The 23,744-nt window shown below is 37.7% G+C and carries 23 protein-coding genes and 1 pseudogene; all 24 read right to left on the minus strand.

Annotation, left to right across the window (positions count from 1 at the left end; genetic code table 11):
* Positions 1-360 precede the first annotated feature (360 nt).
* The 24 genes and pseudogenes from ACEN4L_RS09500 to rpsU all read right to left on the minus strand — a co-directional run bounded on the left by ACEN4L_RS09500 (position 361) and on the right by rpsU (position 23,480).
* Positions 361-912: a GNAT family N-acetyltransferase gene (locus ACEN4L_RS09500; protein WP_407096791.1), complete on the minus strand. Its 552-nt coding sequence runs from the start codon at positions 910-912 to the stop codon at positions 361-363.
* Positions 913-926: 14 nt separating this feature from the next.
* Positions 927-1,670, minus strand: a complete 744-nt coding sequence (locus tag ACEN4L_RS09505; RefSeq protein ID WP_407096790.1) for an alpha/beta fold hydrolase — start codon at positions 1,668-1,670, stop codon at positions 927-929.
* A 31-nt stretch (positions 1,671-1,701) separates the two neighbouring features.
* Complete coding sequence (locus ACEN4L_RS09510; RefSeq protein ID WP_407096789.1) at positions 1,702-2,241, minus strand: GNAT family N-acetyltransferase; 540 nt, start codon at positions 2,239-2,241, stop codon at positions 1,702-1,704.
* Positions 2,241-3,491, minus strand: a complete 1,251-nt coding sequence (locus tag ACEN4L_RS09515; RefSeq protein WP_407096788.1) for a S41 family peptidase — start codon at positions 3,489-3,491, stop codon at positions 2,241-2,243. Before ACEN4L_RS09515 ends, ACEN4L_RS09510 begins: the two co-directional genes overlap by 1 nt.
* Before the next feature lie 225 nt (positions 3,492-3,716).
* The gene (locus ACEN4L_RS09520) at positions 3,717-4,727 is read right to left on the minus strand and encodes a D-alanine--D-alanine ligase (protein ID WP_407096787.1); all 1,011 of its coding nucleotides are present in this window, start codon (positions 4,725-4,727) and stop codon (positions 3,717-3,719) included.
* Positions 4,728-4,955: 228 nt separating this feature from the next.
* A pseudogene (locus ACEN4L_RS09525) lies at positions 4,956-5,111 on the minus strand (helix-turn-helix domain-containing protein); the annotation flags it as partial.
* 635 nt (positions 5,112-5,746) lie between these two features.
* Complete coding sequence (gene rpoD / locus ACEN4L_RS09530) at positions 5,747-6,853, minus strand: RNA polymerase sigma factor RpoD (RefSeq protein WP_407096786.1); 1,107 nt, start codon at positions 6,851-6,853, stop codon at positions 5,747-5,749.
* Between the two features lie 61 nt (positions 6,854-6,914).
* Positions 6,915-8,789 carry a DNA primase gene (dnaG, locus tag ACEN4L_RS09535; RefSeq protein WP_407096785.1) on the minus strand — a complete coding sequence of 625 codons (1,875 nt, stop codon included), beginning with the start codon at positions 8,787-8,789 and terminating at the stop codon, positions 6,915-6,917.
* Between the two features lie 249 nt (positions 8,790-9,038).
* A complete protein-coding gene (locus ACEN4L_RS09540) occupies positions 9,039-9,608 on the minus strand; it encodes a hypothetical protein (protein WP_407096784.1) in 570 nt (189 codons plus the stop codon).
* 87 nt (positions 9,609-9,695) lie between these two features.
* A complete protein-coding gene (locus ACEN4L_RS09545) occupies positions 9,696-10,226 on the minus strand; it encodes a transcription repressor NadR (protein ID WP_407096783.1) in 531 nt (176 codons plus the stop codon).
* Between the two features lie 102 nt (positions 10,227-10,328).
* Positions 10,329-12,044, minus strand: coding sequence for an ABC transporter ATP-binding protein (locus ACEN4L_RS09550; protein ID WP_407096782.1), 1,716 nt, complete (start codon positions 12,042-12,044; stop codon positions 10,329-10,331).
* Between the two features lie 27 nt (positions 12,045-12,071).
* Complete coding sequence (locus tag ACEN4L_RS09555; RefSeq protein ID WP_407096781.1) at positions 12,072-12,434, minus strand: DUF488 domain-containing protein; 363 nt, start codon at positions 12,432-12,434, stop codon at positions 12,072-12,074.
* Between the two features lie 100 nt (positions 12,435-12,534).
* Complete coding sequence (gene glyS, locus ACEN4L_RS09560; protein WP_407096780.1) at positions 12,535-14,604, minus strand: glycine--tRNA ligase subunit beta; 2,070 nt, start codon at positions 14,602-14,604, stop codon at positions 12,535-12,537.
* Between the two features lies 1 nt (position 14,605).
* Complete coding sequence (gene glyQ / locus ACEN4L_RS09565) at positions 14,606-15,517, minus strand: glycine--tRNA ligase subunit alpha (protein ID WP_407096779.1); 912 nt, start codon at positions 15,515-15,517, stop codon at positions 14,606-14,608.
* Between the two features lie 292 nt (positions 15,518-15,809).
* A complete protein-coding gene (recO, locus tag ACEN4L_RS09570; RefSeq protein WP_407096778.1) occupies positions 15,810-16,610 on the minus strand; it encodes a DNA repair protein RecO in 801 nt (266 codons plus the stop codon).
* Positions 16,611-16,761: 151 nt separating this feature from the next.
* Positions 16,762-17,667 (minus strand): GTPase Era, encoded by a 906-nt coding sequence (gene era / locus ACEN4L_RS09575; RefSeq protein ID WP_407096777.1) that lies wholly within the window; start codon positions 17,665-17,667, stop codon positions 16,762-16,764.
* Position 17,668: 1 nt separating this feature from the next.
* On the minus strand, positions 17,669-18,079 hold the full coding sequence (locus ACEN4L_RS09580; protein ID WP_407096776.1) for a cytidine deaminase: 411 nt from the start codon (positions 18,077-18,079) through the stop codon (positions 17,669-17,671).
* 51 nt (positions 18,080-18,130) lie between these two features.
* The gene (locus ACEN4L_RS09585; protein ID WP_407096775.1) at positions 18,131-18,526 is read right to left on the minus strand and encodes a diacylglycerol kinase family protein; all 396 of its coding nucleotides are present in this window, start codon (positions 18,524-18,526) and stop codon (positions 18,131-18,133) included.
* Positions 18,507-18,986 carry an rRNA maturation RNase YbeY gene (gene ybeY / locus ACEN4L_RS09590; RefSeq protein WP_407096774.1) on the minus strand — a complete coding sequence of 160 codons (480 nt, stop codon included), beginning with the start codon at positions 18,984-18,986 and terminating at the stop codon, positions 18,507-18,509. The genes ACEN4L_RS09585 and ybeY overlap by 20 nt, the downstream gene beginning before the upstream one ends.
* A 37-nt stretch (positions 18,987-19,023) precedes the next feature.
* A complete protein-coding gene (locus ACEN4L_RS09595) occupies positions 19,024-21,225 on the minus strand; it encodes an HD family phosphohydrolase (protein ID WP_407096773.1) in 2,202 nt (733 codons plus the stop codon).
* Between the two features lie 22 nt (positions 21,226-21,247).
* Positions 21,248-22,243, minus strand: coding sequence for a PhoH family protein (locus ACEN4L_RS09600; protein ID WP_407096772.1), 996 nt, complete (start codon positions 22,241-22,243; stop codon positions 21,248-21,250).
* A gap of 126 nt (positions 22,244-22,369) precedes the next feature.
* Entirely contained in the window at positions 22,370-22,636 is a 267-nt protein-coding gene (locus tag ACEN4L_RS09605; RefSeq protein ID WP_407096771.1) for a hypothetical protein, read from the minus strand.
* Between the two features lie 192 nt (positions 22,637-22,828).
* Positions 22,829-23,272: a GatB/YqeY domain-containing protein gene (locus tag ACEN4L_RS09610; protein ID WP_407096770.1), complete on the minus strand. Its 444-nt coding sequence runs from the start codon at positions 23,270-23,272 to the stop codon at positions 22,829-22,831.
* Between the two features lie 34 nt (positions 23,273-23,306).
* Positions 23,307-23,480 carry a 30S ribosomal protein S21 gene (rpsU, locus tag ACEN4L_RS09615; protein WP_204210937.1) on the minus strand — a complete coding sequence of 58 codons (174 nt, stop codon included), beginning with the start codon at positions 23,478-23,480 and terminating at the stop codon, positions 23,307-23,309.
* Positions 23,481-23,744: the final 264 nt, after the last annotated feature.

Genomic DNA, 23,744 nt, shown 5'->3' on the forward strand with positions numbered 1-23,744 from the left:
GAATATGTAACCTGTCAAAATCAATAAGCTTACTAATCTAATGGTGTTTAATTTGATGAAGATATTTTTCTTTGCAAATAAGATTAGAGTTATTGAACAAAATATCAACAAACACAAGACTCCTATTCCCATAAAATAAATTCCTAGATTAAATGGACTCTCTAGATAAACAGCGAATATGCCTACAAACAGTAATACTGTAATCAGTAGAGAATAGGACGCTCTTTTAACACTCACAAAAATTCCTCCTCACAGAAAATTTCAACTCTTTACTTCTCTTAAGACTTTTGTTTTCAGAATATTTGGTTTATTAAAATTAAGCACTTTATCTTTTTTGCATCCTAACATTTATCTGTATTCTTACCATGCTGTGCCATGTAAGTTAATATTCCCTGTCGGAAATGCACTCGTATCTTTTGTAATCGAGCAGATAAGAATAGGAAAACCGCTTCTCGTCATATCCTCATTGGAAAAGTTTTTCTTCACCGTTTCAATCCGTTCAATTCTTTCAAATCCGCATGAACTATAGAACTGGACAACTTCTTCCCTACAACCTAAGTACCCAAAATGAGCATACTCATTCTTTTGCATATCCGCTATTATTCTGTGCATTAGTTGCGTTGCTATTCCAAAACTACGATACTCTTTATCCACTAATACCCCGCCGATACCAGCAATTTTCACTTTACCTTCTCCAACAGATACCCATCTTTTTTCTGCACCAATATGCCCAACAAGTTTGCTATTTTCATAAGCCATAATCCGCATATCTGCTGGAGAGAAACCATATGGGGACTCTCTTTCCCAAATGTCGTCCTTATCGGTATATTCATTGTTAAACAACATCTCAATATCTTGTAACTCTTCGTCCGTTATAGTTGAATCGTCTTTAACTCTGATTTTGATATCCATCAGTACAGCAGCTCCTAGTAAATATGGTTTTGAGACACTAATCGCTCTACTTCACAAATAAAACAATGAAGTGTCTGTGAATAGATCAATGGTTGGTCTTCGGAAACTAAATGCCCCGCAAAAGGAATGATCGACATGTGAATTTCAGGATTGAGTTCCTTGAAATTTAGAGCGTTAGCTATTTCTTTTTCAGAAGAACCACCAGAAATGCACAACATTGGGACGCTTATAATTGAAACATCTCTTATTTGATCAAATGGATAAGCCTCTTCATTATCAATCACAGATTGAAATAGTCTTCTCCAATCGCCAGTGCCATGCATCTCATCTAATACGAAAGCAACTTCTTTATTGGCTCGGATACTTTTTAGCCCGTCAGCTTCTTCTTGTTCACTTTCGTCCCAATCTTCTGGTTTGATTGGAAAAACACCTGATACCGTTAGTGACTTCACGTATTCAGGATACTTTTGCGCAAACAACAGTACTTCAATCCCACCATAAGAAACACCTGCAATGTGACATTTTTCAATGCCAAAAGAATCTAGAGTATCTTTCACATCGTCTGCAGCATAACTAAAGTAATGCTGTATTTCTCCTTCTGATCCCCCATGACCTCTTAAATCTGGGCGTATGACTTGATAGTTTTTATCGACAAAAAACTGTGTCACCTCTTCGTACATGGAAGAACCAGTATTGCCAAATGAATGGAAAAGCACTAAGGGTTCTCCTTTTCCCTTTACATCTGTATGTAAAATCATAAAATCCTCCTCACAGCTGTTTCCGGCACCATTATTTTGTATCGAGCAAGTCTTCCCACTCTTCTCTTAACATTCCCATGCGAATGGAGTCGTAATATTTTCCATCGTAATAACGGACTTTACGTATTCGGGCTTCCATTTGCATGCCTAATTTTTCACCTACTCGAATCATGCGTTTATTGCCAGACCAAGTAGTGTATCCGACACGTACTAGCGGCATGGTCGCGAACAAACGATCTATCCAACGACGCATCACTTCTGTGCCGATGCCTTTTTCCCACTGATTGCCAGAATACAATATGATCCCCATTTCCAACCAAAGAGAAGGTTTGTGTTCCCAATAGTAAATCACGATTCCTATCAAGTTTCCTTCCAGTACTACAACCCACATATCATCTTGGCCCATCCACTTTTCACCCATCGGTAAGAATTCTTCGTATTCCATCGCACGGTGAGGGTAATAAGGCGCGTCCCATTTCTTCCATTCAGGCGCTTCTTCTTTAAAACTCAGCTCCCAAAGGCGAGGTAAATCTTTTTGTTCAATTGGCCGAATCACTAAATTATCAATCATCAATTTTCATCTACTTCCTTATTTTTGTTCTTAATCAACTCAAGTACATAAGCCAAGTCTTTATCTTCTGTCAAATGTTCCGGTGTCCATGGAATGTAAATATCAGGTGCAATTCCTCTCCCATTTGTGGCATATTTTTGATTCATTTTGGAGATACTATAAACAAATTCAAAGTCCCCGTAATCTACAGTGACCACATTCATATAGTCTATGATTCCCATAGTCGCTCGCCCTACAACAGTAACCTTTGGAGATTTCTTAGCATTTGATACAAAAGTATCTCCTGAACTGGCACAAGAATAATCGGATAAGACATACACGTTTGCTGGAGTCGAACGCCCTTCAATTATGACATCAGAATCTTCAGGAACATCCACTAACCCTTTATGTCTGTTTTGTTCAAACAATTCTATTTCATCTTCTACCCTATCTCTTGTATCATCATCCAATTCTTGCATTAAATAGGCTTTTAGCTCTGGAACCCATAGCTGATAATTTCGTTCTGTATAATTCGTCAGCATGTTTTCATCCTCTGCAAACAAGTCTGTAAAGGTTACTTTTTTATCAAACATATAAGCCAATAAAGAAAAATAAAAAAAGTCATTTCCACCATGATTCACACGGACATCAATTACCAAGTTTTCGCTCGTCTTCAAAGCTGCCTTATTGTCTTGAATAATTTTTTGGATTGGAGCTTCTTGTGCAAAATCCGTGAGTTTTATGTAGGCAGTATTTGGTTCTACTTGTTTAAAAGAATATTCATGTACTCTAGGTGGTCTATCATAACTAGCAAGAGTTACAACAAATGATGTATGATTTCTTTCAACTTGTATCGTTGTAGCTTTGGTCAGAACAGCATTCCATCTTTGTCGTTCAGGTACATTGTCCTCTAAACGTTTTGCATAAGTAATGGCTAGTTCTGGGATACTAATTCCATCAATCAGCGTTATTTTATCCCTCTCCATAAGACGCTTTTCTTCAGGTGAACTTGTCACGTACAAAGCATCCTTATAGCGTCTTACAGAAAAACCGATATAAGGCCTTTCTGTATTTCTAGCCCCAAACCATAAATGACCATCATTAAAATCCAATAAATAATCTTCAATGGTTTCTTCAAATTCTTGATCACTCATATCATTAGTTATGGTGTATCGGTCAGGATGATTTAGGTGCTTGCTGTCTATGTACCCCGCATAATCTTCCTTCATAATTTTTTGGATGTCTTTATAGATTTCTTCTTTTGTAAACATGTTTAAGTTCCTTTCTGCAATTGCGATTTAAGTCTGACATATACCGCATCTCTATATCATTCAAAATTCATCTTATTTTAATCATTGTATCATATAAAATAGAGCACTTTGTATAATTCATGTTATTATTTCTAAAAAAATAGCATTCCCTTACTGAGATACAAACTCACTAAGGGAATGCTATAAGCAATTTATTTCATTCATTTTCTTTCAAAAAACACAGAACTATTTCGCTAAAGAATTTTTTACAATCATTTCACATAAATCTATATAGCTGATGCCCACGGCTGCAGATTCTTGAGGAATCAAGCTGGTAGGTGTCATGCCTGGAAGTGAATTGGCTTCTATGAAATAGATATTTTCATTATCATCCATCATAAAATCAATTCTCGAATAGATCGTTAGTCCTAAAAGATGATGAACTTGAAGAGCTAATTTTTGCATCGTTTTTGTTGATTCTTCATTTAAATGTGCTGGCGTAATTTCTTCTGTAAAACCGGCTTGGTATTTATTTTTGTAATCATAAAATCCAGCTTTAGGTATCACTTCTATAACGGGCAACGCTTTTTCCCCTACGATTCCCACCGAAAACTCCCGACCAATAATTCTTTCTTCTACTAATACAGTTTGAGAATAGTTAAAAGCTGATTTTAATGCCGTGCTTAATTCTTTTTTATCAGACACAATCTCTACTCCAATACTCGATCCACTATCGTTTGGCTTCACAACTGCTGGTAATGTCACCGTGCTCGCATCCTTTATTTTTTTTATAACTGTCCATTTTGGTGTTGGAATATGATGAAAAGCCATCAGTTCTTTCGAGATGACTTTATCCATCGCGAGAAGACTACTCTTGTATCCTGATCCAGTATATCGTATACCATGAATATCAAATAAGGCTTGAATTTGACCGTTCTCACCAATCCCACCATGAAGAGCTATAAAAACTATATCAGCTGTTTTGCAGATGTTGAGAACATTTTTCCCCACTGTATCTTTTTGAGTATTTTTCATAAAAACACTAGGCGTTTCTTCAGATACCTGAAATAAATATTCATCCTGATGATTTAAAGAATAAGCACTATCAAAGTCACTAGTTTCCTCATTATCTTGAGCTAGGTCTATCAACAATACTTCATGCTCTTTTTTCATTAAAGCATTCGCTATTTGGCTGCCAGAAGACAGTGAGACATTTCTTTCTTCGCTTATACCCCCTGCAAGTACTACTATTTTCATTAAGTCTCCTCATTTCTTTATATATATTTTTTTTGTTCCAAGAACATTGAACTTTTCTCCTATTATTTTAGCTCATTCACATAACTATATATAGCAAAACTCCTAGAATACCAAAAATAGTAGTCTAGGAGTTTTTTATTATGTTAATAGTGAAATCAAGAACTCTTATTCTTCATGATTTTAATAACATTTAAGAGCAAAAATGTCTACTAGTTTACTTTTGAAATTTTATGCATTACCTTTATCGACAATTTTAACTTCAACTTTCTTATCCAAAGAACGAGCTATATCTTCAATAGTAGAAAGTGACGTTTCCACTCTAGCACTTTCAATTCTAGCAATCGTAGAACGTGATTTTTTACCTTCTTTGCAAAGTTTGTCTGATTTAAACCCGTTTGCGTTCTCAACTCAAACATAAGATCTGCTAAATCTAGTTTTATCTGTTCTTCTTCAAAAAACTTGTTTAAATTCTACATTTTCGGACAAACGTTTTTTGATGGTTTCACTATTCTTATTCATTTTCATTCCCCGTATTTTGAGAAAGAAAGCTTTTCTAATTTGCTTTGTTTATCTCTTATTCAGGAGGACTTGTTCATTTTCTTATTAAACCAACGCGAGGTGTTATAGTTGATACCTTGAACTGAACATAACAGCCCCTTTGGTAAGACGCATACGTTCATAAACAGTATAACTTATTCATGACTGATAGTATAATGACACTTCTTTGAAAACAGAATCCCATAGAGACTCATCCTTAGAAATTCCTGAAGGAAGCGGGGTTGCTGGTAGCCATGTCTAAGATGCAATGTGAAAGCGCTGTGGGCATACGCCCAAGTGTATCATGTCTGTAAAGCTGCTGAAGCAGCAACAGCCATGACAAAGCTTGCAAGCTTGGAGACCGCGGCTCCAAGCGCTCCCATGACTCTCACCAAGCAACCCCGATTCCGGAAGGAATTTCTCTACCAACAACGTAAAAAAAGACACTCCCCAAATGGCAAGTGTCTGTAAGTTTAATTCTTTTATTCCAAGAAATCTTTCAATTGTTTCGATCTGCTTGGGTGGCGAAGTTTGCGTAGAGCTTTCGCTTCGATTTGACGGATCCGTTCACGGGTCACACCAAATACTTTACCAACTTCTTCCAATGTTCTTGTACGTCCATCATCTAAACCAAAACGCAGACGCAAGACATTTTCTTCACGGTCCGTTAAAGTATCTAATACGTCTTCCAATTGTTCTTTCAATAACTCATAAGAAGCATTGTCTTCTGGACTTGTAGCATCGTGGTCTTCGATGAAATCGCCTAAGTGAGAATCGTCTTCTTCTCCAATTGGTGTTTCAAGCGAAACAGGCTCTTGAGAAATTTTCAAGATTTCACGTACTTTTTCAGTCGGCAAGTCCATTTCAGCACCGATCTCTTCGGGTGTAGGATCTCTTCCTAAGTCTTGCAATAATTGTCGTTGGATACGCACTAATTTGTTGATGGTTTCAACCATATGAACCGGGATACGGATCGTTCTGGCTTGGTCAGCAATCGCGCGAGTAATCGCTTGTCTGATCCACCAAGTTGCATACGTAGAGAATTTAAACCCTTTAGTATAGTCGAACTTCTCAACAGCTTTCATCAAGCCCATGTTACCTTCTTGAATCAAGTCCAAGAATTGCATTCCACGACCTACATAACGTTTTGCAATACTAACTACCAAACGCAAGTTGGCTTCAGCCAAACTTTGTTTAGCCTCTGGGTCTCCTTCTTCAATACGCTTAGCCAAGGATACTTCTTCATCAGCCGATAATAGATCCACACGTCCGATTTCTTTCAAATACATACGTACAGGATCATTGATTTTCACACCGGGAGGAGCAGTTAAATCTTCTGGTTTTTCTTCTTCTTCCTCTTTGATCAATTGACGTTCAGTAGGATTTCCATCTTCTCCGACAACACCGATTCCTGCATCTTCAATACGTTGAATCAATTTATCCATGTCTTTTGCTTCCAACGTATAAGGTGTTGCAATTTTATCGGATAATTCGTCGTATTTGATCGTACCTTTTATCTTGTACTCTTTGATCAAGGCTTTTACAGCTTGTTCATACGTTTGTTTGCTTGTAGTTTGTTTATCTGCCATCAAAAAATGCCTCCCCTTTTCCAACTGAATGGTTTAAATCCTCTAACCTTACTCAATCAACCTACTTGCTCTTCAACAATCGAGACAAATCGACCACTTCCTTCATCAATATGCGCATTTGGTCTTGATTTCCTTGTCGGGAAGCTTCTTTTATTTGTTGCTGTTTTTCTTTCAATTGATCGTGTAATTCAGATTTTCGTGTAATAACGTCTACACAATCAATGATTTCCTGATTACTCATTTCATCACTGACAGACATTAATTCCAGTTCTACTAACTGATTTTTTAATTCAGGTTCTTTGACGAAGTCCATAAAAGCTTCTACAGTTCCCTGGTTTTCTGTGTGTTCCTTAAAACTTTCATACAACACATATAACATTTGATACTCATCGTGCACGAAATGAAAGTCCTCAGCTGCGCTTTTTAATTGGACCCAGGCAGCTTCAAAATGAAGGAGCCGGTTCAACAATAATCGTTCTGCGCGCTCCACAGGCCCAATAATGCGTCTCTGCTTTTGGAATTGCGAAGGGATATTAGGCTGCCTTCTTGGCGGTGGGTCCTGTTGCTCCGATTGGGCGTGCTGCGATTTTTTGCTTTGATAAGTGTAGAAAGTTTGTTGAAACTGTTCTTTAAGTGTCTCCAGAGTGATATCGAATTCTTCAGCTAATTGTTTTAAATAGACTTCTCGCTCAATAGCTGAAGGAATCGTCAATAGTTCCTTTAACAACTTGTCTATATACCCTAAACGTTCGGTCTCATTATTCAAATTAAGAGAACGACGATAATACCGCATTTTAAAATTGAACAACGTGTCTCGCCCATGACGTATAAATTCCACAAAGGCTTCAGAACTTTTTTGCTTGATGTAATCATCCGGATCCAATCCCTCTGGAAAACTAATGATTTCCACATCAAAATGAGTTTCTTCACTCAAGAGAACTGCCGCTCGTTTAGTAGCTTCTATTCCAGCGTTATCTCCATCATAAGCGATGATGATTTTATCCGTGATCCGATCCAACATATGGATCTGTTCATTGGTTAAACTGGTCCCCATTGTAGCGATGGCATTGGTGACTCCTGCTTGATAAGCAGAAATAACATCCATAAAACCTTCAAACAAAATCGCTTCTTTTTCTTTCCGAATCGTAGAACGGGCTCGCTTGTAATTGAACAATACTCTGCGCTTGTTGAATAAAGCTGTTTCAGGACTGTTTAAATATTTAGGTTCCGTAAAATGAGGATTTTCCGTAGCTTTAAAAAGCCTTCCTGAGAAAGCCACCACTTTCCCTTGCTGGTTTTCAACGGGAAATAAAATCCGATTGGAAAAACGGTCCATTTTGTCGCCATTCTCACGGGTGATAAATAATCCGGATTCTTCCAACTGTTGATCTGTATAATTTTTCCCTTTTAAATACTGCAATAATACCGTTCGTTCCTTTGGCAAAAAACCGATCTTAAAGGTTTCTATAGTCTCAGTGGTTAGACCACGTTCCAATAAATAGTTTAACGCTTCTTCACCTGCTGTAGTATTTAATAAAATATGATGAAATAATTCTGTACTCTCTTCATGCATTTGAATGAGTTGATCATTTTTTGAATCTCCAGCCGAATGATACTGACTTTGTTGTTGAAGCAATTCATCGTCTAGAGGAATATTGCTCAACTCAGCCGTTTTGACAACTGCTTCCGGGAAAGATAAGCCATCTACTTCCATTAAGAAAGAATAGACATTTCCTCCTCGCCCACAGCTAAAACAATGGAAAATCTGCTTTTCTTCTGTCACTGAAAATGAAGGTGTTCGTTCCTCATGAAATGGACAAAAGCCAAATAAGTTTTTTCCTTGCTTTTTTAATTGGACGTATTGACTGACCACATCAGTAATATTGGTTTTTTGCCGAATCTCATTGATCGTCTCTTCAGGAATTCTTACTGCCACATCATTCACCTCGATCCATTCAAGACATCTATTTGTCAAACAAACAGTAAAAGTATCTAAGAGTCGCACCCATAATTAAGTGCGACTCAATTTTTCATAGCTATTATTATACACAACAATACATTATGTATTGTAGCATGAAACCTGATAAAACTCAAATTGAACTACCAAAGTGTCTACAGAAAAAACACTTCGGGTAGTCCTTATGAGACAACTGTTTTGATTTGTGTTTATTTAGCCTAACTGATTCTACTGAATGTGAGAGATTTTTTTAGAAACGTTGGTTCTTTTTTCCAATCCGAGCCAAATTACTTGAGCAATGGAAAAGTCGATCATACTATGCACGACAGTCCCTACCCCTACCAGCAGCAATACTGAAGTCATAAACCCTTGAGCATAGTAACCGCCTGTCATTCCCCCTGAAAAGTAAAACAAGGATACGACAGCGATTTCGCTTACGGCATGGATGATTCCAATCAAGAAAGAAAATAAGAAAGATTGCCCCTTTTCCTGAATCAATGAGAGCCTTTTTTTCAGCATTTGCGATCCAATAGCCACGAATATCACATGTGTCAGGGCTCTTAAAGTAACCACAATCGGAAACCCTCCTAAAAAGAATCCTGCTGTGGTCCCAAGCGCCACTGCAACAGCTACACTAGGTGAAATAAACATCGCAATAAAAATCGGGACGTGACTAGCTAATGTGAATGAAGCTGGTTCTAAAATCAGTTTTAAAGGACTGATCATGGGAATAAGAATCCCGATAGCAATTAAAATAGCAGATAATGTCAATTGATAAATATTTTTTCTTGTTTTCATGTGTATACTCCTCATACAACTTTTTTACATGTGTCTTGACACCTGTAAGGTAATTATATAAGTTATGATTGAAATGTCAATACTAAATCACCCGCGGTATACAATATTCAATTCTTGTAACAAGCGCTTGATGCTCTCAAAGGTTTCTCGGTCTTCACAAGCGATGGTATGCAAATGAATGCCATTCGTTAGATCAGAAAGCAATCCTGTTTCGGTTTCCGACATGCGTCTCATAAAACGGTCTGCATCTTTCCGTGAAGCGATATTTAATCTCCCAGCCAATTCGCCATAAATCGGATGCTCAACGATCACATCCAATAATTCTCCCCCATTGTCCACTACTGTATACAATTCATCTTGTGTCTGGTCCACTGTATGTTGGCAGGCTATTTTCCCTATAAATTGTTTATGGGGATTCTGTGACCTGGCTGCCGAGTCGAGCAAATATCCTCTCGGTGTTGCAATAATGTCCACACCCGCAGCACGTAATAAAGATACATCACCTACAACCACTTGTCTGCTGACACCAAATTGTTTAGCCAACTTGGAAGCACTAAAAGGAGTATGCTCTTTTTTTAATGTTGCAATGATTGATTCTCTTCGTTGACTAGCATCCATATTATCCGCCCTTTGTTCATTTTAAATTGATACTTCCATTATACAAAAAGAACTCCCTAAATCACAATGGGAGTTCTAATCTTTTATTTTCTAAACACCAATCTATGAAGAAAATTGAGCGTCATACAATTTCTTGTAGGCGCCATTTAATTTTATCAATTCGTCATGGTCTCCTTGTTCTGCAATGCCCTCTTCATTCACTACCACAATGCGAGTAGCATTTTTAATAGTTGCCAGTCGGTGTGCAATAATCAAAGTTGTACGTCCTTTAGCTAATGACTCCAGTGAATCTTGAATCACTTGCTCTGTTTCCGTATCTAATGCAGAAGTCGCTTCATCAAGGATCAAAATAGGCGGATTTTTTAAAAACATTCGCGCTATCGACAACCGTTGCTTTTGTCCTCCTGAAAGTTTGACTCCGCGCTCTCCCACTATACTGTCTAAGCCTTCTGGCATACTATCTACGACTTTTTCCAAATGAGCTAATTGAACAGCCTGTTGTATTTCTTCTTCTGTCGCATCTAGTTTCCCATAACGGATATTTTCACGAATCGTTCCTGGAAATAAGAATACGTCTTGCTGAACGACACCGATTTGATCGCGTAAGGATTGGAGTTTCACTTCTTGGATATCGTAACCATCGATGGTGATTTTACCGGAATCAATTTCGTAAAAACGAGGCAGGAGATTACAGATCGTTGTCTTTCCTGCTCCACTTGGACCAACAAAAGCTACTGTCTCACCCGCTTGGATCGACAAGTCGATTGCCTCTAAAACAGGTGCATTCCCTTCATAACTAAAAGTCACATCTTTATATTCAACATTACCCGTTAAGCCAGACGTTTCAACAGCAGTAGGCTTGTCGTGGATCTCTGGTTCCAGATCCAGTTCTTCAGCAAAACGCTTGAATCCAGCGATACCTTTAGGGTAGCTTTCTATCATCGTATTGACTTTTTCAATGGGACGCACAAATACATTAGCCAATAAAATAAATCCGATAAAATCTCCGTAACTGATTTCTCCTTGGATTGTATAATAAGCTCCAAAAAACAAAGCAAACAAACTGATCAATCGAATCAATAAATAATTGTAGGAGTGGCTGATTCCCAGCATTTTAAAAAATAACAGCTTCGATTGTCGGTAAGCCTGGTTCAATCCTTCAAAGCGTTTGCTTTCATATTCTTCATTTGCAAAAGCTTGAACGACACGGATTCCTCCAACAGCTGCCTCAATACCGGCACTAAAATCTCCCATATTCTTGTAAATACGTGTATTGACTTTTGTCATTTTTTTATTGAAAAAGGCTAATGCAATAGCGATAAATGGCACTAAAATAAATGTGGCGATTGCTAGATCCGTATGTATCTGCATCATCATGTAAAAAGCACCCGATAAGGTAAAGATCGTGATAAAAATATCTTCCGGACCATGGTGAGCTACTTCAGCAATCTCAAATAGATCCGAAGTCAATCGAGTGATCAGCTGACCGGTCTCTCGGTTGTCGAAATAACGAAAAGATTGCCGTTGCAAATGAGAATACAGATCTCTGCGCATATCTGTTTCAATGTTCGTTCCTAATTTATGGCCATAATAAGTGACCACATACTGCAATAATGTTGTAATGACATATAAAAGCAGTAAACCAATGGACGAGGCAACGATCAGACGCCAATTTTCAGAAGGCAATAATGTATCGGTCACTTCACTGACTACTAATGGAAAAGCCAATTCCAATACGGCGACTACTACAGCTGAACTAAAATCCAGTGTAAACAATTTTTTGTATGGTCGATAATAATTAAAAAAGCGTTTTAGCATGTTTTCCCCCTAATGTATCCCCTATTTCTATCCCTTTTTTTCAATGAATTCTTTCAAAATCACTACATGGTTGTATGTTTCATTTTTTGCAGCATACACTAACGTTACCGGCTGGTGACGAAGTAAATCGTGAACTTTTTGAATAAATTCTGGTGCCTGAGGATTCTCCTCTAGTTCTTGAAGGTATCGCATTTTGAAAGGCTCAAATTTGTCAGGATCATGACCAAAAGCTTTTCTGGCTTCAGTCGTGGGGGTGATTTCTTTGCACCATTCATCGATATCGGCGTATGCTTTTTTTACCCCCCTCGGCCAAATGCGATCCACTAAAATACGGTAACCGTCATCAGGAGCTGACTTTTCATAAACCCGTTTCATTTTTAATTCTTCCATCAAAAGAACCCCCCTTCTCACTATGCTGTGTAAAATCTTGTTTCATTTAAAAAAGAACTCCACTAAGAAAGAAGATCCCTAATGGAGTAACAATGAAACATTATTTTATCACGAGTTTATCTAAGCTGGCAAAAGATAACGTGAAGTCCGCTATTCGGTGAAGAATAGACAAACGGTTGTCTCTAACCTCTGCATCTTCTGCCATGACCATGTTTTCATCAAAGAAAGCATTGATGATCGGTGCTAAGTCAGCTAACGCTGTGTATTTTTCTGCGATCGTCAACTCGGCATAACGGTCTTTAAGCAACAGAACATTGTCATACAAGTTCTTTTCAGAAGTTGTTTCAAAACGTTCCGGTTTAATGACAGCCTCTGCATTGGCTTTGCTGGCTAAATTCAATGCTCTGGAGATTGCTTCAATTGTTGGTTTGAAATCTTTTTTCGCACTTTCGCTCGCTAAAACTTGAGCTGTTTCAATAATTTGAATGATGTCATCTTGAGTAGAATCCAATGCCGCATCAATGACATCATGGCTCAAATGAAGACCGTTCAACAATTGACGCACTCTTCCTTTGATAAAAACAAGTGCTTCTGTATCCGTTTTTTTGAATCCTTCTAACAGCAATGAAGTGCTTCCTTCTAATTGAGTTAAAATCGTGTTCCAAATCGTACGAACAGGGAACGTCCATTGTTTATCTACCACAATACGAATCATCCCGTAAGCTTGTCTTCTTAAACCAAATGGATCATTTGAACCTGTTGGAATAACTCCAGCAGCAAACAAACTCATCACACTATCTAATTTATCCGCAATAGCCAATACTGCCCCAATGTTGCTGACAGGCAATTCTCCTTCACTAGAGATCGGTTGGTAATGTTCACGGATTGCTTGGGCAACTGCTGCGTTTTCGCCAAACAACACCGCATATTTCTCACCCATAATTCCTTGCAATTCAGGGAACTCATCTACCATATTGGTCACTAAATCAAATTTATAGATAGCCGCTGCTCTATTTAAATCCGTCAATTCTTGTTCAGTTAACCCAACTTGCTTACCAATAACTTCTGCAAATAATCCTACACGCTGCATTTTGCTGAACATAGATCCTATTTTTTCATGGAACGTAACAGATTTCAATTTTTCTAAACAGCTAGCGATCGACAATTTTTTATCTTCCTCAAAGAAGAAATTAGCGTCATCCAAACGTGCGACTAATACTTTTTCATTTCCTTTAGCCACGTTCTCAATGTGATCGGCATTTCCGTTGCGAACAGAAATGAAATAAGGCATCAAGTTGTTTTCTGCATCCAACACATAAAAATAGCGTTGGTGATCTTTCATAGAAGTGATCAGCACTTCATTTGGTAAAGATAAGTAAGTTTCGTCAAATGTTCCATAAAAAGCTGTCGGGTATTCGACAATATTGGTTACTTCTTCCAAAAGGTCCTCATCCATCGGAACAGTCCAATGGTGTTCAACTGCTAATTGATTAATTTGTTCAACAATCAGCGCACTTCTTTCATCATTGTTTGCAATGACAAATTCTTTTTTAAGTGCATCTTCATAATCTAATGCATCTTTAAATTCCACATCGGTTCCTAAGAAGCGGTGACCACGGCTGGTGTTCGATGTTTCGATATCCAACACTTTAAACGGAATCACTTGATCATCTGCTAAAGCAGCGATCCAATGAATCGGGCGGATGTATTTTAATGAATAGTCTGCCCAGTGCATACTGACCGGGAATGTCATAGCTGTGATGACTTCTGATAAATGCACCAAAATGTCCATAGCTGCTTTTCCAGGAATAAATTTATCCACGTGCACGTATTCGATACCTTTGATTTCTTTTAAATAAATGTCATCTGTTGTCAGGCCTTGTCCTCGAACGAATCCTTGTGCAGCTTTGGACCAATCTCCGTTTTCATCTAAAGCGATTTTTTTTGCCGGTCCTTTAGCGGTTACTTCTTCGTCTTCTTGCTTTTCAACAACTTCATGTATCAATACAGCTAAGCGACGTGGAGTAGCATATGACTTGACTTCACCAAAAGCTAAACGATTTTCAGTCAAGAATTTTTCGATTCGTTGCATCAATTGGATGCGACTTTGAGTGATTACATTTGCGGGCATTTCTTCTAGTCCGATTTCAAGCAATACATTATGACTCATATTATTCAGCCTCCTCCAATTGAATTTCTTCATTCTTTAATAATGGGAATCCTAGTTTTTCGCGTTCATTTACAAAAGCTTTTGCGATTGCTCGTGCCATATTACGAATGCGCGCTAAGTAGCCGGCTCTTTCGGTAACCGATACTGCTCCTCTAGCATCCAGCAAATTGAAGGCGTGGCTGCATTTTAGAACGTAATCGTATGCTGGATGAACCAAACCTGCTTCAATTTGTTTTTTGGCTTCTTTTTCATACTCATCAAAGAAATTCAATAGCATTTCTTGGTTGCTATGATTGAAAGCATATTGAGAATGTTCGTATTCTGGTTGAATAAAGATCTCTCCATATTTTACACCTGTTGTCCATTCGATATCGTATACACTATCCACTTCTTGGATGTAAGAAGCAAGGCGTTCTAAACCATAAGTAATCTCACTGGTGACAGGTTTACATTCCAAACCGCCTACTTGTTGGAAATAAGTGAACTGAGTGATTTCCATTCCGTCTAACCATACTTCCCATCCTAAACCGGCACACCCCATAGAAGGATTTTCCCAGTTGTCTTCTACAAAACGGATATCGTGTTCTAACGGATTAATGCCTAATAATTTCAAACTTTTCAAATACAATTCTTGGATGTTTTCAGGTGACGGCTTCATCACAACTTGGAATTGATGGTGTTGGAATAAACGGTTAGGGTTTTCTCCGTAACGGCCATCAGCTGGTCTTCTTGAAGGTTCTACATAAGCTGCATTCCATGGTTCTGGTCCTATTGCGCGTAAAAAAGTATACGGGCTCATCGTTCCGGCACCTTTTTCTGTATCATACGCTTGCATTAACATACAGCCTTGATCAGACCAATATTTTTGCAGTGTTAAAATGATTTCTTGAAAGGTTAAACTGTCTTTTTTCATCTGTTTCCACTCCTCATTTTTGTCTTGAAATAGAAAAAAGCCCCTATGCTCAACGACTTGGTTAAGCATAGGGACGATTATATATTAACCGCGGTTCCACCCTAATTCTAGCATCGTTTAAACCGCTACTAGCATCTTTGTTGGTTTCAGCTCCAGATGCCTTTCAAAATTCACTCTTTATTTGGCTCACACTATCCCAAATTCGCTTAGATAAGAGATTCAAATTTTTACTTTTTCCTTCATCGCTGTTTCTTCAATTCTTTATTATAATAGCCTCTTTTTAGAGAGGTTGTCAATCTTTTCTATCATTTTTTTCAGGATTGCGCGAGTCTTTGAGCACAGTGCTCCAACTCCCCATTTTTTGGATAAAGCTTTTGCTTTTCAGCTTGAGTCCTACTGAATCATCATAGATTTGATCAATTAAAAATTGAACTTCTTTTTTTGTTTCTTCTTTTACACTGATATTGCCGATTTGGTCTAATGAAATCCTTGAAAATAAACGAATAAAGTAGATGCTTCGTTGACTTGCATGGTACCGATGCTGGTCCATATGCCAATGTTGCTGACACAACAATCCCCCATAATTCAACGAATAATCAAATGGACCATCTGTATTGCCGCACACTCTGCAGCCTCTTAATTCAGGTGCTACCCCAAAATAAGGCAGCAACTGAATCTCAAAAATATTCATAATGATTTCCGGGTCTGACCCTTCATCTATTTCTCTCAAACTAGCTGATAGCTTGTGGTATAACGTACCATCCGGTTTCCTGTCTTCTAAAGCTACATCAACCAAACTCAATAAATAAGTTGCATACGCGTTCAAGAAAATATCCGTTTGCATACTTTTGTATTGTTCTTGATCTTTGGCATCATTTAGAAAGCATAAACCAGTATCTCGAACATCACCAATATAAGTGGCTTTTGTAAAAGGGAGAATGGCAGTTTTCATTTTACTATTTCGCTTGCCTGTCCCTCTGCTAAAAAACATCAATTTACCGAAACGATCGGTAAATAGTTTAACTAAGTGATCTGTTTCGCGATGTTTTTTGACAGATAGCACAATGCCTTCAAATTCTTCAATTTGAGACAACTTCTCCACTCCTTTTTAACTGAATTTTAGAATCTTTCATCTTATAACATGGGTAGAAAGTTTAGGCTCATAAATGAGAATTCTTAACCACTATTTTCTAGAAAATTTCAGAATCATTTTTTTACCAACGTTATAAAATAGACATCTATTTTTAGTAATCTTCAGAACGATACCCAAAGTCTTGCAAGTTGGTTTGACGGTCACGCCAATCTTTTTGAACTTTGACCCATAAGTCTAGATAAATTTTATCTCCCAGCAATATTTCAATATCTTTTCTAGCTCGAATCCCGATATCTTTCAGCATTTTACCGCCTTTTCCGATAATGATTCCTTTTTGAGTAGAACGTTCCACGATGATTGCTGCGTGAACTTGAACTTTATCGGTTTCGCTGCGCTCGATCTTTTCCACGACAACAGCTACTGAATGCGGTACTTCTTCACGAGTCAATTGCAAGACTTTTTCACGAATCAATTCTGAAATGATAAAGTACTCAGGGTGATCCGTCACTTGATCTTCAGGATAAAATTGAGGTCCTTCAGGCAAGTAGCTGGTCACTTCTTTCAACAAAGTCGGAACATTGTTTCCTTCTTTAGCAGAGATTGGCACGATTTCAGCGTAATCCATTGTTGTTCTGTAATCTTCAATGATCGTTAATAATTTATCTGGGTGAACTTCATCGATTTTATTGATGACTAAAAAGACAGGCGTTTTGCTCTCTTGCAATTTATCAATGATGAAGTTATCTCCTGGGCCGCGTTTTTCTGTCGCATTGACCATAAACAAAATGACCTCTACACCTTTAAAAGAACTCAAGGCTGAATCAACCATGAAGTCACCTAAGCGATGTCTTGGCTTATGAATCCCAGGGGTATCGATAAAAATAATTTGTTCTTCTTTAGTGGTATAGATCCCTTGGATTTTATTTCTTGTCGTTTGCGCTTTATCACTCATAATCGCAATTTTTTGACCTACCACTTGATTTAAAAATGTTGATTTCCCTACATTTGGGCGTCCTACAATAGATACAAACCCTGATTTATAATTTTTCTTAACCATATTAAACCATATCCTCCGATCGAAATGCTCCAGGCAGAAGCTCTTTAACTGTTGTTGCTAATTGTTTGCCTTTTTTATTGGTCAGCAATACCGGCATATCTGGTTCACAAAATTCTGCCATCACTTGACGACAGGCCCCACATGGCGAAATTGGTCCATCAGTATCTCCAGTTACTACTAAATAATCAAACTCTTTTTTTCCTTCTGAAACAGCTTTAAAGATAGCTGTTCGTTCAGCACAATTGGCTAATCCATAAGAGGCATTCTCAATATTGCAGCCTGAAAAAAATTCTCCATCTTTTGTGACAAGTGCAGCCCCTACTGGAAAGTTTGAATAAGGTACGTAGGCACGATCTAACATGGCTGTTGCATTATCGATTAAAGTTTCTACAACTGTATCGTTTGGTTTCATTTAATTTTATCTCCTTGGGAATAAGTATTTTCAACACATCTGTTCACTCTATTAAAAGAACCAGCTCAGTATCTTGGGCAACAAAATATAGCTACCAACAACAACTGAAAATAAAGAAGTCACTAGTACTGCTGACGCCGCCATGTCTTTAGCTTTTTTTGCAATGGGATGATATTGATGATCGGTAACTAAGTCTACCACATTTTCAATCACTGTATTCCATATTTCCATGACAAAAACTAAAAAGACACATAAAAACATCCAAAACCATTCTGCAGATGAAAGTTTACAAAACAGACTAAATAAAAGAACTAAAAAACCCAATGTTACATGCGTCCGCATGTTCCGTTCTTCTCGAAATACAGTTACGACTCCCATAAAAGCATATTTAAAAGAATCAAGGTATCTTCGGTTTTTTGTACTTTTTTTATTCTCGTCCAAGACCATACTCCTCTAAAATTTGTTTTTGCAGTCCAAACATTTCTTTTTCATCTTCTTCATTCATATGGTCATACCCATTTAAATGTAAAAAACCATGTAACGCTAGGAAGCCTAACTCTCTTTGGAATGAATGGCCATATTCAACAGCTTGTTCCTTCGTTCGATCAATGGAAATAATAATGTCTCCAATGTTTTTAGGAATCATTCCTTCAAAATCTCCTAAAAAGAATTCCGGTTCGTCGTCTACTTCGTCTTCCAATGCAAAGCTGATGACATCTGTAGGTTGATCTTTATCTCGGTATTCACGATTGATCTCTTGTATCCGGGGGTTCGTGACGAACGTAACAGACACTTCTGTATTGTCCGGTAATGCAAGTTTTTTTGCAGCAAATTCTAAAATCGTACTGACCAACTCTTTATGTTCTTCTTCAACGGTATTGGTTTCATCAAATAAATCTAATTCCATAGAATAACCACCACTCCTTTAAAATGTTTATTGGACCTTATTTTGTTGGTTCTGTTTTAGGGTATTCGATCCTGCTATGGAAGGTCCCCACTAGATTGTCTACTAAAGCCGCTTCAACGATCCTTAGTTCTTTCATTGTAATGTCACATTCATCAAATTGTCCATCTTTTATTCGATCCACGATCAATTCATGAACAAATTCTTCGATTGACTGTTTAGTTGGTCTGGACATGGAACGACAGGCTGCTTCTGCACTATCTGCAATATTGATCACGGCTGCTTCTTTTGTTTGAGGTTTAGGACCTGGATACCTAAAGTCGCTTTCGTTGACCTCACTGTTTTCCTTTTTAGCCTGAGCGTAAAAATATTTCATTAAAGTCGTCCCATGATGCTGCGCACAAATATCAATAATGGACTGTGGCAGTTTGGCCTCTTTCAATATTTTGATTCCTTCAGAAACATGCCCAAAAATGATTTCCTTGCTTTCGTAAGGTGTCAACAAGTTGTGTGGATTGTCCATCCCACTTGGCAGATTCTCCACAAAAAACAACGGATGCGTCAACTTCCCTACATCATGGTAATAGGAAGCTACTCGAGCAAATAGAGAATCTCCTCCTATAGCACTGACAGCATTTGAGCTGAGATTGGCCACCATCAAACTATGGTGATAAGTTCCAGGCGTCTTCGTCAGCAACAATTTCAACAATGGTTGATTCGGATTGGATAATTCTGTCAGTGTCAAAACAGCATTATCTGTATAATAGACGTCAATGTAAGGAATCAAGATCGTTGCTAATGCATATGCCAGTACGCCGCTTAATACAGAATACGTCACCATCAGTAAGGTCTGCAGGGTAAAGATAGGCTGGTTAAGGTAAAAAACCATGGACAACATCACTATACCATTTCCAACAATCATTGACCAAAGTAAGTTCCCCTCTATTCTTTGTTCTTTTCCTTGTCTTATCAAAGCTCCAAACAATCCACTCAATACGTAGATCAGAGCGATGACCAATGCAGTAGTGGTTCCTCTGTAACCCGTGTAAATAAAAATCGAAAAGGCGGGTAAAAAGGTATTTGCTAAATAGCCGAATCTAGGGGACAAAAAGGCATTTATCAGTAGAGGTGCTAATGCTGCCGGGTATAGAAAGGCGATATTGTTGATACCGGCTAATTGCAACAGCTGCAATCCTTTCATGATCGCTACACTGGCGATAATCACCAAGCTATATAGTACTAATACCTTAGAAAAATCTTGAGAGGCAAGGGATTCTATTTTGCTGATTACATAGATTCCTAATAATTGGGCTATCAATAGCACCAGCAAGCTGTAAAGCATATGGTATGAAGGTTCATCATCCAGCATGCCTAATAGTTCCAATTGGTGCATGTCTGCACTGTCTACTACATGACCTTCTTGAACAATCACTTGTCCTTGCAAAATCATAACCGGCTGAACATTTCTAACTGCTTCTTGACGAGCTTGTTCGGTAGCTTGCTCATTATAAATATTATTTTCTATAATTGCATGTTCTAATATCAAATTAGCAATTCTTTGGTATGTATTATCTAATTCCACGTATTGAAGACTATCCTGCGCATCTTCTATCACTTGGTTCATCTCTTCCAAACGAATCGGTGCAGCCATTTTATCAGAAACGACTGTTGTCAAAGAGTCATTTAATGTCTTCAACGTACCCGCCGGAGCCTCTAACAATGAAGTAATCGCCCATTGCGGCAATGCTGAGATGAATTCTTGCGTTTCTTGTTCTAAATTGTTTGTTTTATTTTCAAACAAAGCGTATTTTTCTTCTGCAGTTAGCGGTTCTACAGTTGGAGTATTTGGTGTCTCTCCATCTGTATCTTCAGGATTAGCAGCTTGGGAGCTTTCCACTTCTTGAGTATACATTTTGTTGGCTTCTTTTTGCACTTCTTCAATCGTCACAAATAGAATCTGTACTTTTGACAATTGGACTTTTTGTATTTCTGAATTAAAACTGTAGACCGGTGCTACATTATCTTCTGCAACCTTCTGATTGGCTTCTGTTTGTGCAGTATCTTCTACTGTTGCATTTGCTCGAATGGTATTATCGGCTACTTGGTACAACTGGATATCCAATATGGCCGGTTGAATACCGCTATACATCAATAGAAATAAAATAGAGGAAAATAACAGCATGATTAAAGGCACAAAAAACTTCCCTACTTTTTTTCGCAGTGCAGTGAACGCTCTCATCATGTGTATTCTCCTCCAGTTGTGGTTATTTCTTGTTGTCTTGATTTAATAAAGATTCATTTTTCTCTTCACTGTATGCCGCTATAATGCTTGCAACCACAGGATGGCGTACGACATCTGAAGCATCAAAGTAAGAAAAATGGATGCCTTTAACGGATTTCAAAACTCTTTCAGCATGTACTAAACCGCTCATCGTTCCTCGCGGCAAATCTATTTGCGTTACATCGCCGTTGACAATCATTTTTGACCCAAAACCTAAACGGGTCAGGAACATTTTCATTTGCGGGACAGTTGTATTTTGTGCTTCATCTAAAATGACAAAAGCATCATCCAGCGTTCTCCCTCTCATATAAGCTAAAGGAGCAATTTCGATGACTCCACGTTCCATCAAACGAGCAGTATGTTCCGATCCAAAAATGCTGTACATAGCATCATAGATGGGCCTCAAATAAGGGTCAACTTTTTCTTTTAAATCTCCAGGTAAGAATCCTAGACTTTCACCGGCTTCTACAGCAGGACGACTGATAATGATGCGTTTGACTTCCCCTTTTTTCAAAGCAGACACTGCCATCACGACAGCTAGATACGTTTTACCAGTACCAGCCGGTCCGACACCGAAAACTACATCATTTTTTTGAATGGAATGAACGTATTGACGCTGACCAAATGTTTTTACACGAATCGGTTTTCCACCTTGGTCTTTTCCGATTTCTTCTTCATACATACTAATAAATTTTGATAAATTGCCTCGATTTGCCATTTTTATTGCCGTAACAATATCAGGTTGTCCAATTTGGATACCCGTTTTTAATAATTCTTGCAGCTGAATAAAGATTTCGCTGACTAAGTCGACATTTTCTTTAGATCCACTAATTTCTAATTTGTCTCCACGACTATGGATCACCACATCCATCGCATCTTCAATCAACGTTAAATGCTTATCTTGGTTGCCAAATAAATTAACGGCACTATCAGGATTTTTTAGTTCTAATACGCGGGTTTCATTTGTAAGTTCAGACAATCAGCAGACACTTCCTTTTTTTATTTATACAAATCATAGCATATTTCACGAGTAAAAAGAACCTGCACTCGCATAAGTAGGGAATAAAAAAATGCTTCAAAACTTTTTTTTAGTTAAACTTGAAAACTAGAAAGGGGATTTTTTGGATTTAAAATGAGCTACGATCAAATAAAGCGTGGAAAATACCAGACCAAAGCTCCCAGCATACAGTAAAAACCTGCCTAAAGGGTAGTTCACTGCATATTCTTTTTGTGCTCTAAGCAATTCCTCATCTCCCATAAGGTGAAAATCTTGAATAGGAATCAGAATGGCCCACAAAAAATAGCCGAAAATAATGGCTATTATGGACAGGATTAAACAAGCCAGCATCAGTTTCTTTTTATCTACTTTCATTAATGATCCTTCCTTCTTAGTTTTAAAGTTGTCACTCACATTCTATACTAAATTAGCGCTTACGCAAAGTTAAGAAAAGTTCATCATTTCGCGAGAGATTCCGCAGTCAATTACAGAATAAATAAAAAAGATGATTCGAATTTTCATTCGACATCATCTTTTTTTTTGAAATCATTCACATGAAACAGTAACCTAAGAAAGTTGTTGTTTCACAATTCGATTGATATCATTTCCATCAGCTTTGCCTTTTACTTTTGGCATGACGGCACCCATTACTTTACCAAAATCTTTTGCTGATGTTGCATTTACAGAAGCAATAACTTCTTGAACAACAGACTGAAGTTCTTCTTCAGTTAACTGTTTAGGCATATATTCTGCAACGATCGCAATTTCATTTTCCAGAGGATCCACCAAATCTTGTCGATCTGCCTTCTTGAACTCTGTTAATGAATCACGTCTTTGTTTCATTTCACGAGAAAGAACGGCTAATTCGTCTTCTTCGCTCAATTCAGTGCCTTTTTTGATTTGTTCGTTTTGTAATGAAGATTTTATCATGCGCAATACAGAAAGTTTATGTTTGTCTTTAGCTTTCATGGCTGTTTTAATATCATCATTAATAGTAGTTAATAGAGTCATGCTTCTTCAACCTCAATTCTAAAAACTTCCAAGATTAATGCTTGCGTTTTCTAGCTGCTTCGGATTTTTTCTTACGCTTCACGCTAGGTTTTTCATAAAATTCCCGTTTGCGAGCCTCTTGCATTGTACCTGTTTTAGAAACGGTACGTTTGAAGCGACGAAGAGCATCATCAAGAGATTCATTGTTCTTAACGACTGTTTTTGACATATTCAATTACCCCCCTCCGTGCTATTTAAGTAACCGTTATTTCTTATGCATAAATTGCATAATTAAAAAACTGTCCTTCTATATTATATCGAATCGTTAAAGCCACGTCAATATGACTTTGCTGTTATTCAAAAAAATATCGTTCGAACGTGATAATGTCCTAAGTAGGTCGAAGCATAAAATGTCCCAAAATGATAAAATAAAATCATGAAAAGGATAATACTAACGATGAATGAAGATAAGAAATATAAAGTAATAAAAGCT

It is taken from the genome of Desemzia sp. FAM 23988 (genome assembly GCF_045528365.1).
Lineage (GTDB): Bacteria > Bacillota > Bacilli > Lactobacillales > Carnobacteriaceae > Desemzia.